This is a genomic window from Actinophytocola sp., from assembly GCF_009379765.1.
Lineage (GTDB): Bacteria > Actinomycetota > Actinomycetes > Mycobacteriales > Pseudonocardiaceae > Actinophytocola.
This window is the reverse complement of record NZ_WHTD01000106.1, coordinates 18367-28120: the sequence shown is the minus strand read 5'-3', so window position 1 is coordinate 28120 and position 9754 is coordinate 18367. Positions and strand designations below refer to the sequence as shown.

The window sequence follows — 9754 nt, the reverse complement described above, 5'->3', positions numbered from 1 at the left end:
TCCGAAGACAGCGGCTTCCACCAGAACCTCGCCGCCCGCCGGTCCGAAGACAGCGGCTTCCACCAGAACCTCGCCGCCCGCCGGTCCGAAGACAGCGGCTTCAACCAGAACCTCGCCGCCCGCCGGTCCGAAGACAGCGGCTTCAACGAGAGCCTGGCGCGGCGGCGGACCGAGGACAGCGCGTTCGACCAGAACCTCTCCCGGCATCGGGCCGCCCCCCGCGAGGGCTCTGTCGACGGTGCGGTCGACGGTGCGGTCGAGGTCGCGAACGAGCCTCGGCACGGCAGGGACGCCGGATGAGCACCGAGCCGATCCTCGACCGGGCCACCGCCGCGCACCTCGCCGCGGTCGCCGGTGATCCGCGGGGCGCGCACGTCGGCATCATCGCGCCGGGTGGGTACGGCAAGACCACCCTGCTGCACCACCTCGGCCGCGCAATCCACGCCACCACGGGCACCGAGCCGCACCGCGCGCTGCCGCCGTTCGACCGGCCGGCCGCCGTCCTGCTCGTCGACGACGCCCACCTGCTCGACGACGCCGACCTCCACGCCCTCCGCCGGCACGCCGCCACCACCCGGCTCGTCGTCGCCGCCCGGCCGTGGCCCCGCACCGCCGCGCTCGCCGACCTCCTCGACCTCACCCAGGACCAGCTGCTCCCAGCCCCGTTCGACGCCGCCCAGGTCCGCGCCGCGCTCCCCGTCCGGCTGCGCACCGACCGGTTCGTCGAGTTCGCGCACACCCAGACCGGCGGCGTGCCGGCCTTCGTCGACCGGCTGGCCCGCACCGTCGCCACCGAGCCCGACGTGCCGGCGACCGCGCTCGCCGAGTTCCGGCCCGAGCTCGCCCGCCTCGACGACGACGTGCTCCGCTTCCTGCTCGCCGCGGACGCGGGCGTCGGCCTGCACCTCGACCTGCTGGTCGACCTTCTCGAGACCGACGCCGTGCACGATGTCGTCGAGGCCGCCCGCGCGACCGGGCTCGTCGGCACCGCGGGCGCCCTCCTGCCGATCGCGCAGCGCGCCGTCCGCGCGCTCGTTCCGGTCGAGCGCCGCGCCTGGATGCGCCAACGCCTCGCCGAGCTGCAGCTCGCCCGCGGCGGCCAGGTCCTCCCCCTCATGCGTCCACTCGCGACGACCGGCATCGGCGGCGCCGGCGCGGCCGCGGCGTTCGAGTCCGCCGCCGGTGAGGCGCTGCCGAGCGACCCGGCGCTCGCCGCCCGGCTCTACGCGGCCGCGGTGACCGCGGGCCGCCCGGCCGCCGAGGTCGGCGCCCGCCGCGCGGAGGCACTCGCGCTCGCCGGTGACCTCGACGGCGCACTGCGTCTGGCCGACCTGGTGATCACCACCGAGGACGCGCCGCACCGCGGGGACGCGGCGACCGTGGCCGCCACCGCGCTCGCCCATCGCGGCCAGCTCGCCCGCAGCGCGCAGCTCTACCGCTGGGCCGGCACGCCCGTGGCGCACCACTTCGGCACGCTCGCGACGATCGGCGTCGGCGACAAGGCCGACACGCGTGAGCTCGACGGCCCGCCGACATCGCTGTCGAGCGCGATCTCCCTGATGGCGCAAGGGTTGCAGGAGTCCGTCAGCGGCACGCCGACGACCGCGCTGTCGATGCTGGTCCGCGCCGCCGGGACGCTCGAGCCGGTCGGCCGCGGCGTGCTGCTTCCGGACAGCCCGGCCGCGCTGGGCGCGATCCTCGCACTGCACTACGGCGAGCTCGGCACCGCGACCTCGCTGCTGGAGCGGGCGATCGCGGCCGGAACCGGCGGCGTGCCGCTCGCGACCCGGCATCGGCTGCTGCTGGCGTGGATCTCCATGGTGCGCGGCAACCTGACCGCCGCGGGCGAAGGCCTGGCCGCGGTCCGCCGGGCCGGCCGGACGCTCGAGCCGCGCGACTGGTTGTTCGCCGTGGCGATCGAGCTCGGCCTGGCCCGCCGCGCCGGCGACGCCGCGACACTCGGCCGGGCGTGGCTGCAGGCCGGCGAGGCGGTGCTGCGCCATCCCGTCGACCTGTTCACGTTCCTGCCGCTCGGTGAGCTGACCGTGGCCGCCGCCCGGCTGCGCGACGAGAACCGGCTCGCGACCCACCTCGAGCAGGCCCATGCGCTGCTCGCCGGCCTCGGCGACCCGCCGCTGTGGGCGACGCCGCTGTGGTGGGCGGGCCTGCACGCGGCGATCATCGCCGACCAGCGCGACGCCGCGGAGGAGAACGCCGATGCGCTGTCCCGGGCGGCCGCGCGCGACGAGCAGTTCGGCACGGTGGCCGGGGCCGCGCGCTGCTGGCTGGACCTCACCGACGGCAAGGTCGACCCGGACGCGGTCGAGGAGGCGGCCCGCGGGCTGCACGGTGCCGGCTTCACCTGGGACGCGGCCCGGCTCGCCGGCCGGGCGGCCACGAAGACAACCGACCGGGCGGCCATGGTCCGCCTGCTGGACTGCGCGCGAATACTGCAGGGCAAGCCGATCGCCGCCCGTCGAGTGTCCACATCGGACATATCGGCGGCCGAGGCGGCGGCGGTCGAGATGCCGGCCGAGGTCAACCTGAGCGAGCGCGAGCTGCAGGTGGCCGAACTGGTGGTGTCCGGCCTGACCTACAAGGACGTCGGCGACCGGCTGTTCATCTCCGCGAAGACCGTCGAGCACCACGTCGCCCGGATGCGCCAACGCCTCGGCGCCACCAGCCGCAGCGAGCTACTCTCGCAACTCAGAACGCTGGTGGGGAGTTCGGTTGTACGAGAATGAGCGCGAGCTGGTGGCCGCCGCCGGGCGCCGCCTCGCCGAGGGCGGGCTGGTCATCGGCACCGCGGGCAACCTGTCCGTGCGCGTCGGCGACCACCTGGTGGTCACCGGGTCCGGCACCGACCTCGGTGCGCTGACGCCGGCCGCGCTGCCGGTCGTGGACCTGGACGGCACCGTGCTCGACGGGGAGCTGACGCCGACCTCCGAGCTGCCGCTGCATCTGGCGATCTACCGCGGGACCGGCGCGCGGGCGGTCGCGCACGCGCACTCGCCGTCGTCGATCGCGGTCGGCTGCACGCACGACGTCCTGCCGCCGATCCACTACATGACGGTCCGGCTCGGCGGCGTGCTGCGGGTGGCCGAGTACGCGACGTTCGGGACCCCGGAGCTGGCCGACAACGTGCTCGCCGCGCTCGACGGCCGGGCGGCGGCGCTGATGCGCAACCACGGCTCGGTTGCCTACGGCGTGAGCATCTCGGAGGCGTGCGGGCGGCTCGAGACCGTGGAGTGGTTGGCCGAGGTCTACCGGCGCGCGGCCGCGCTCGGTCCGCCCCGGCTGCTGTCCGACGACGAGCTGGCGGCCGCGGCGGACCAGTTCACGAGGCTCGACTACGGTCGTTAGCTCCCTATACTGCGCTTTGTTGACCGATCGCCAACAGAACGGAGGCGTGCCGTGCCGTCCGTTCTGATCATCGGCGCCGGCTTCGGCGGCATCGGGATGGCCGTCGAGCTGCGCCGGGCCGGGTTCACCGACGTCACGGTGCTGGAGAAGGCCGCCGAGCTGGGCGGGGTGTGGCGGGAGAACACCTACCCCGGCGCGGGCTGCGACATCCCTTCGCCGTACTACTCGTTCTCCTACGCGCCGAACCCGACGTGGCCGATGCGCTTCTCGCTGCGGGCCGACATCAAGGACTATCTCGCCAGGGTCGCCGCGCGCCACGGCATCCGTCCCCGCTACGGCACCGAGGTGACCGGCGCGTCGTGGGACGCGGATCGGGCGCGGTGGGTGGTCGAGACCGGTACCGGCGAGGTGCTGGAGGCCGACGTGCTGGTGCCGGCGGTCGGCCAGCTGTCCCGACCGTCCATGCCGGACCTTCCGGGGATGGCGTCGTTCACCGGCGACAGCTTCCACTCGGCCCGCTGGGACCATTCGGTGGATCTCACCGGCAAGCGGGTGGCGGTGATCGGCACGGGGGCGAGCGCGATCCAGTTCGTGCCGGCGATCCAACCGTCGGTGGCGCGGCTGACGCTGTTCCAGCGGTCCGCGCCGTACCTGGTGCCGAAGCCGGACAAGCAGTACCGCGGCTGGCACAAGAGACTGTTCCGCCGGCTTCCGGTGACACAGCAGGCGGAGCGGGCGTACTTCTGGACGGTGTGCGAGATCGCGACGCTGGGTGTCATCGGGAACCGGACGATCACCCGGACGGTCGAGTGGCTCTCGCTGCACCACCTCCGCAAGCAGGTTCCCAACCCGGCGTTGCGGGCGAAGCTGACGCCGGACTACCGGATCGGCTGCAAGCGCGTGTTGTTCTCCAACGAGTACTTTCCCGCGCTGCAACAGTCGAACGTGCACGTCGAGACGTCCGCGATCGACTCGGTCACCCCGTCCGGCGTCCGTACCGCCGACGGTGTCACGCACGACGCCGACGTGATCGTCTACGGGACCGGGTTCACCGCGACGGACTTCCTCGCGCCGATCAAGGTCCGCGGCCTCGCCGGCGTCGACCTCGGCTCGACGTGGGCCGGCGGCGCGCGGGCGTACCTGGGCATGACGGTTCCCGGGTTTCCCAACATGTTCCTGATGTACGGACCGAACACCAACCTCGGCGCGGGGTCGATCGTGTACATGCTCGAGCGGCAGGCCCGCTACATCCGCCAGGCGATCCGGCACATCGCCACCCATGGGTCCGGGTTGGACGTTCGCCCGGACGTCGCCGACCGGTACGACGGGGAGATGCAGCAACGCCTGGCGAACACCGCATGGACGACCTGCCACAGCTGGTACCGCGAGGGCGCCGGGCGGGTGTCGACGAACTGGCCGGGCCTGGTGACGGAGTACCACCGCCGCACGAAAACGCTTGCGGTGTCGGACTTTCGGACGGTGGTGCCGAGATGAGCGCGGCGGAGCCGCGGTGGCGGCGGTTGGAGCCGGACGAGCGCCGGGAGCAGATCCTGGCGTGCGCGATCGAGCTGTTCGGCGAGCGCCCTTACGCGGGAGTGTCGACGACGGAGCTTGCCCACCGCGCCGGTGTCGCCCGCGGCCTGATCAACCACTACTTCGGCACCAAGCGGGATCTCTACCTGGAGGTCGTCCGCCGGATGGTGACGATCCCGCAGCTTGCCGTCGACCGGCTGCCGAAGGGAACCCTGGAGGAGCGGGTGGACAGCTCGGTGACCTGGTTCCTCGACGGGATCTCCCGGCACAGCAAGACGTGGCTGGCCGCGATCGGTGCGGAAGGCGTGGACACCGAGGTCGCCCGCATCCTGGCCGAGGCCGACGAGCTGGCCGCCGACCGGGTGCTGGAGGCGACCGGACTTTCCGACGCGGTCGCGCACCGCGAGGAGCTGCGTGCGCTGATCCGTGCCTACGGCGGCCTGGTGAAGGCCACGGCGCGGGAGTGGTTGGTGCGCGGGGCCTTGAGCCGCGACCAGGTGCAGATGGTGCTGGCGACGTCGCTGCTGTCGATCGTCCGCGAGATGGTGCCCAGGATTCAGTCCACTGAGGACTAGTCGGGCACCACTGGCAGCAGCTCCCGCACGGCACGTACCGTCACGCCCGGCGTCGCGTAGTACGGATCCGTGGTGAGCTCGACGGCCGGGTCGTCGCGGAACACCAGCAGGGCACCCGAGCCGTCGGCCCACGGGCCGGCCAGCAGGAGACGCCCCTCGGCATGCAAGGCGGCGAGCCGCTCGCGGTGCGCGGGCCGGGCGGCGAGCCGTCGCGGATCGTCGTCGAAGCGCAGTTCGATCACGTGCATGCCGCGACGCTAGGCGTCCGGCCGCGGCGCCCGCTGTATCACGCGATACTGCGGGCATGGCCGGACTCGCCGACGTGCCGCTGCTGGCAACCCTCGACCCCCCAACGGCTCGAACGACTCGCCGCGGCGGCACCCGCCCGTACCGTCGCTGCCGGCACGGTGCTCGCGGTGCGGGGCGAGCCGGCCACCCACCTGATCGTCGTCGAGACCGGCGGGGTGACCGCCGTCCACGACACGGCGACCGGCCGCCGGCGGCGCCTCGGCGAGTTCGCCGCACCCTGCGCGGTGGACAAGGCGGCGGTACTCGACGGCGGCGGCCACACCGCGACCTGGCTGGCCGGCGCTCGATCCCGCATCCGGCCGGTTCCGGCCGCCGAGTTCCTCGCGGTACTGGACGACGTACCTGCCGCGCGCCACCACGTGCTCACCCACCTCGCCGGTCAGCTGCGTGACCAGCAGGACGACCTCGTGCTCGCGAGCTTCGCCGACGCCGTCACGCGCACCGCCGCGTGGCTGGTCCGCGCGGCCGGCACGAACGGCAGCCGGGTCGTCCTGCCGGGCGCTCAGGAAGGCCTCGCCGAGGCGATCGGCATGACCCGGGTGTCGGTCAACCGCGCACTGCGCACGCTGGCCGCCGGCGGCCTCGTCCGCGTCGAGCCGGGTGCCGTGGTGATCCTCGCGCCCGAACTGCTGGCACTGCGGGCAAACCCAGATGCCCCGACGGAGCCTGTTGTGCGACAGTGACCGCCGTGTTGATCAGGCGCGAGACCCCTGCTGACGTCGACGCGATCTTCGCGGTGCACCGCGGCGCGTTCGAGACCGAGTTGGAGGCCAAGCTCGTCACGTCCCTTCGGGCGGACGAAGGCTGGCTGCCGGCGTTGTCACTGGTGGCCCTGGACGGCGACGAGGTGGTCGGCCACGTGGTCTGCACCCGAGCCCACATCGCCGGGACGCCCGCGCTGGGTCTGGGCCCGCTCGGCGTGCTCCCCGACCGCCAGCGCTCCGGGGTCGGCGCCGCTCTGATGCACGCGGTGCTCGGCGCGGCGGAGGCCATCGACGAGCCGATCGTCGTGCTGCTGGGCCACAAGGACTACTACCCGCGGTTCGGCTTCCGCCCGGCTACCGAGCTGGGCATCACCCCACCGGTCGCCGAGTGGGGCGACCACTTCCAGGCCCGCCCGCTGGGCGCCTACACGCCTGCGCTTCGTGGTGACTTCGCCTACGCGACTCCTTTCAACGACTTGTGATCGGCGGGCCGGGGAGGGGCGATGCCGTACCTGGGTAGCAACCCGCCTCGGGTGCTCCGCCGCCACGGGTGATCTCGCCACGCCTCGGCATGGCCGCCGGACCCGCCCACCTCGACAGGATCCGTCCCGGCAAGCTCCGCGAGAGCCGACCACGGTCGTCCGCGCGAGCCGCCGAGGCCGGCCGGGCCGCCGTCGCGTCGATGTCCCGTCAGCGCGCCTGGGGTAACCGGAACGACCCGCGCCTGACCGAGGGCGCCGACGGCGGCGGGACGACCGGCCCGATGTCGCCGTCCGGCGCCTCGTCCAGGTCGACGACGACCGGCGCGTGGTCGCTCGGCCCGGTTCCCTTGCGCGCCAGGCGATCCACCCACGCCGCCTTGACCCGGCCGGCGACCGGGGCGGAGGCGAGCACGAGGTCGATCCGCATACCGAGGTTCTTGGGGAACATGCCGGCGCGGTAGTCCCAGTAGGTGAACACGCGCTGGTCGGGCCAGCGTTCGCGGACGACGTCGCGCAGCCCGAGCGCCTGCAGTTCGGCGAGCGCGGCGCGTTCGGGCTCGGTCACGTGGGTCTGCCCGACGTACGCGGCGGGGTCGAACACGTCGGCGTCGGTGGGTGCGATGTTCATGTCACCGCAGACGATCGCGTTCTCCGGGCCGGCCGCCACGACCTCCCGCAGCGCGGCGAGCCAGGCCAGCTTGTACCGGTAGTGGTCGGAGTCGGGCTCGCGCCCGTTGGGCACGTACAGCGAGTGGACGCGGACCCCTCCGCAGGTGGCGGCGACGGCACGCGCCTCGGGGTCGGGGAAGCCGGGCGCCCCCTCGACCCCCAGTACCACGTCGTCCAGCCCCACCCGGGACAGGATCGCTACGCCGTTCCACCTGGCCTCGCCGTGCACGGCCGCCCGGTAGCCCCGGTCGGCGAGCTCGTCGTCGAGGAGCTCGCCGAACGTGTCGTCGGGCACCTTGGTCTCCTGCAGGCAGACGACATCGGGCTGCCGCTGGTCGAGCCACGGCAGGAACCGGGGCATCCGCTGCTTGACCGAGTTCACGTTCCACGTCACGAGCCGCACCCGGCCACGGTAGCCGCCGGCACCGACAGGCGACCGGCAGGCCGACGACGCCCACCGGCCCAGGACTGATCGAGACCGGGAAAATCCCACGACCGCAACGAAAAGTCGCTCGTCCGGGGTCGCGAACACTATGCACCGATCCGGTGTCTCGTTAGCCTCGAAGGATGATCGCCACTGTTGTCTGGGGTACGGGCAACGTCGGGCGGGCGGCCGTCCGGGCCGTCGAGGCCCATCCGGCGTTGAAGCTCACGGCCGTGCTCGTCCACAGTCCCGACAAGGTCGGCCGCGACGCGGGCGATCTCGGCGGGCTCGGCCACGAGTTGGGAGTCGCGGCCACGAACGACGTCGACGCCGTGCTGGCCGCCAGTCCCCGGGCGGTGGTGTACGCGGCGTCCGGTGACATCCGTCCCGGCGAGGCACTCGCCGACATCACCAGGGCGATCCGGGCCGGCGCGGTGGTCGCCACGCCGTCGGTGTACGCGCTCTACGACCAGCGCAATGCCCCGCCGGAGCTGCGGGAACCGGTGCTGGCGGCCATCGCGTCCGGCGGCGGCTCGCTGTTCGTCTCCGGCGTCGACCCGGGCTGGGGCAACGACGTGCTGCCGCTGCTGATCAGCGGGCTCGGCACCACTGTGGACGTGATCCGCTGCCAGGAGATCTTCGACTACTCCACCTACGACCAGCCCGACTCGGTCCGGTACCTGGTGGGCATGGGCCAGCCGATGGACTACCAGCCACCGATGCTCCTGCCGACGGTGCCGACCATGGTGTGGGGCGGGCAGGTCCGGCTGATGGCCAGGGCACTCGGCGTCGAGCTCGACGAGATCCGCGAGACCCTGGACCGGCGCCCGCTCGACGCCACGGTCAGCACCCGCACGATGGGTGAGTTCGAGGCCGGGACCCAGGGGGCGGTCCGGTTCGAGGTGCAGGGCATCGTCGACGGCGAGGCCCGCATCGTCATCGAGCACGTCACGCGCATCCACGCCTCCTGCGCCCCGGACTGGCCGACGCCCCCGAACGGCGACGGGGCGCACCGGGTGGTCATCGAGGGCCGGCCGCGCATCGAGGTCACGGTCGAGGCCACCGACGAGGGCGAGAACCGGTCCGCGGGCGGGAACGCCACCGCGGTCGGCCGGCTGGTGAGCGCCATCGACTGGCTCGTGGACGCCGAACCCGGCCTCTACGACGCGCTCGACGTCCCGCTGCGCCCCGGCACGCTCGGAAGGACACCGCGATGAACATCGACATCCCCGAGGGCAAGGACCCGATCGGGTACGTGTGGGGCGAGATGGTCCCCGGCATCGGGATCGCCGCGTCGAGGTTCTCCATGGCGGTGTACGCCGACAGCACCCTCGGGCTCCGCGAGTTCGAGGCCGCGCGGCTGCGGATCGCGCAGATCAACGGGTGTGTCTTCTGCCTCGACTGGCGCACCGAGCGGGACGGGGAGAAGGTCGAGGCGGAGTTCCTCGACGCGGTCACCGAGTGGCGCACCTCCGACGCGTTCGACGACCGCACCCGGCTGGCCGCCGAGTACGCCGAGCGGTACGCCCTGGACCACCACGGCATCGACGACGAGTTCTGGGCCCGGATGACCGCGTACTACGGCCAGCCGGAGATCGTGGAGCTGAGCATGAGCATCGGCTCCTGGCTGGCGTTCGGCCGGCTCAACCACGTGCTGGGGCTCGACGTCGCGTGCGTGCTGCCCCAGCACTGAGG

Annotated in this window: 11 protein-coding genes; 9 read left to right on the top strand and 2 right to left on the bottom strand. The window is 73.2% G+C overall.

Annotation, left to right across the window (positions count from 1 at the left end; all coding sequences use genetic code 11):
• The 5 genes from GEV28_RS27855 to GEV28_RS27835 all read left to right on the top strand — a co-directional run.
• A partial coding sequence (locus GEV28_RS27855; RefSeq protein WP_291415283.1) for a hypothetical protein occupies positions 1-300 on the top strand: 300 nt, incomplete at its 5' end.
• Positions 297-2744, top strand: a complete 2448-nt coding sequence (locus GEV28_RS27850) for a LuxR C-terminal-related transcriptional regulator (protein WP_291415282.1) — start codon at positions 297-299, stop codon at positions 2742-2744. The genes GEV28_RS27855 and GEV28_RS27850, both read left to right, overlap by 4 nt.
• Entirely contained in the window at positions 2731-3363 is a 633-nt protein-coding gene (locus GEV28_RS27845) for a class II aldolase/adducin family protein (protein WP_291415281.1), read from the top strand. The genes GEV28_RS27850 and GEV28_RS27845 overlap by 14 nt, the downstream gene beginning before the upstream one ends.
• Before the next feature lie 51 nt (positions 3364-3414).
• A complete protein-coding gene (locus GEV28_RS27840; protein ID WP_291415280.1) occupies positions 3415-4857 on the top strand; it encodes an NAD(P)/FAD-dependent oxidoreductase in 1443 nt (480 codons plus the stop codon).
• Positions 4854-5471, top strand: a complete 618-nt coding sequence (locus GEV28_RS27835; RefSeq protein WP_291415279.1) for a TetR/AcrR family transcriptional regulator — start codon at positions 4854-4856, stop codon at positions 5469-5471. Before GEV28_RS27840 ends, GEV28_RS27835 begins: the two co-directional genes overlap by 4 nt.
• On the opposite strand, the gene GEV28_RS27830 is transcribed toward GEV28_RS27835, so the two are convergent.
• The gene (locus tag GEV28_RS27830; RefSeq protein ID WP_291415278.1) at positions 5468-5719 is read right to left on the bottom strand and encodes a hypothetical protein; all 252 of its coding nucleotides are present in this window, start codon (positions 5717-5719) and stop codon (positions 5468-5470) included. The two genes, GEV28_RS27835 and GEV28_RS27830, sit on opposite strands and share 4 nt — an antisense overlap.
• Here GEV28_RS27830 and GEV28_RS27825 point away from each other — a divergent pair.
• Complete coding sequence (locus GEV28_RS27825; protein ID WP_291415277.1) at positions 5633-6463, top strand: Crp/Fnr family transcriptional regulator; 831 nt, start codon at positions 5633-5635, stop codon at positions 6461-6463. The two genes, GEV28_RS27830 and GEV28_RS27825, sit on opposite strands and share 87 nt — an antisense overlap.
• A 5-nt stretch (positions 6464-6468) precedes the next feature.
• Positions 6469-6966 carry a GNAT family N-acetyltransferase gene (locus GEV28_RS27820; RefSeq protein ID WP_291415276.1) on the top strand — a complete coding sequence of 166 codons (498 nt, stop codon included), beginning with the start codon at positions 6469-6471 and terminating at the stop codon, positions 6964-6966.
• A gap of 208 nt (positions 6967-7174) precedes the next feature.
• Here GEV28_RS27820 and GEV28_RS27815 read toward each other — a convergent pair whose 3' ends face one another.
• Complete coding sequence (locus GEV28_RS27815; RefSeq protein ID WP_291415275.1) at positions 7175-8038, bottom strand: exodeoxyribonuclease III; 864 nt, start codon at positions 8036-8038, stop codon at positions 7175-7177.
• A 164-nt stretch (positions 8039-8202) separates the two neighbouring features.
• Between GEV28_RS27815 and GEV28_RS27810 the strand changes: the two genes are divergently transcribed.
• Both GEV28_RS27810 and GEV28_RS27805 read left to right on the top strand, forming a co-directional pair.
• Entirely contained in the window at positions 8203-9276 is a 1074-nt protein-coding gene (locus GEV28_RS27810; RefSeq protein ID WP_291415274.1) for a dihydrodipicolinate reductase, read from the top strand.
• Positions 9273-9752, top strand: coding sequence for a carboxymuconolactone decarboxylase family protein (locus tag GEV28_RS27805; RefSeq protein ID WP_291415273.1), 480 nt, complete (start codon positions 9273-9275; stop codon positions 9750-9752). Before GEV28_RS27810 ends, GEV28_RS27805 begins: the two co-directional genes overlap by 4 nt.
• The last annotated feature ends 2 nt before the right edge of the window (positions 9753-9754 follow it).

Bases quoted from the DNA above. Each gene is read 5' to 3' on its own strand.
- GEV28_RS27850 (WP_291415282.1), top strand. From the start codon at position 297: ATGAGCACCGAGCCGATCCTCGACCGGGCCACCGCCGCGCACCTCGCC.
- GEV28_RS27835 (WP_291415279.1), top strand. From the start codon at position 4,854: ATGAGCGCGGCGGAGCCGCGGTGGCGGCGGTTGGAGCCGGACGAGCGC.
- GEV28_RS27825 (WP_291415277.1), top strand. From the start codon at position 5,633: ATGCAAGGCGGCGAGCCGCTCGCGGTGCGCGGGCCGGGCGGCGAGCCG.
- GEV28_RS27830 (WP_291415278.1), bottom strand. From the start codon at position 5,719: ATGCACGTGATCGAACTGCGCTTCGACGACGATCCGCGACGGCTCGCC.
- GEV28_RS27810 (WP_291415274.1), top strand. From the start codon at position 8,203: ATGATCGCCACTGTTGTCTGGGGTACGGGCAACGTCGGGCGGGCGGCC.
- GEV28_RS27805 (WP_291415273.1), top strand. From the start codon at position 9,273: ATGAACATCGACATCCCCGAGGGCAAGGACCCGATCGGGTACGTGTGG.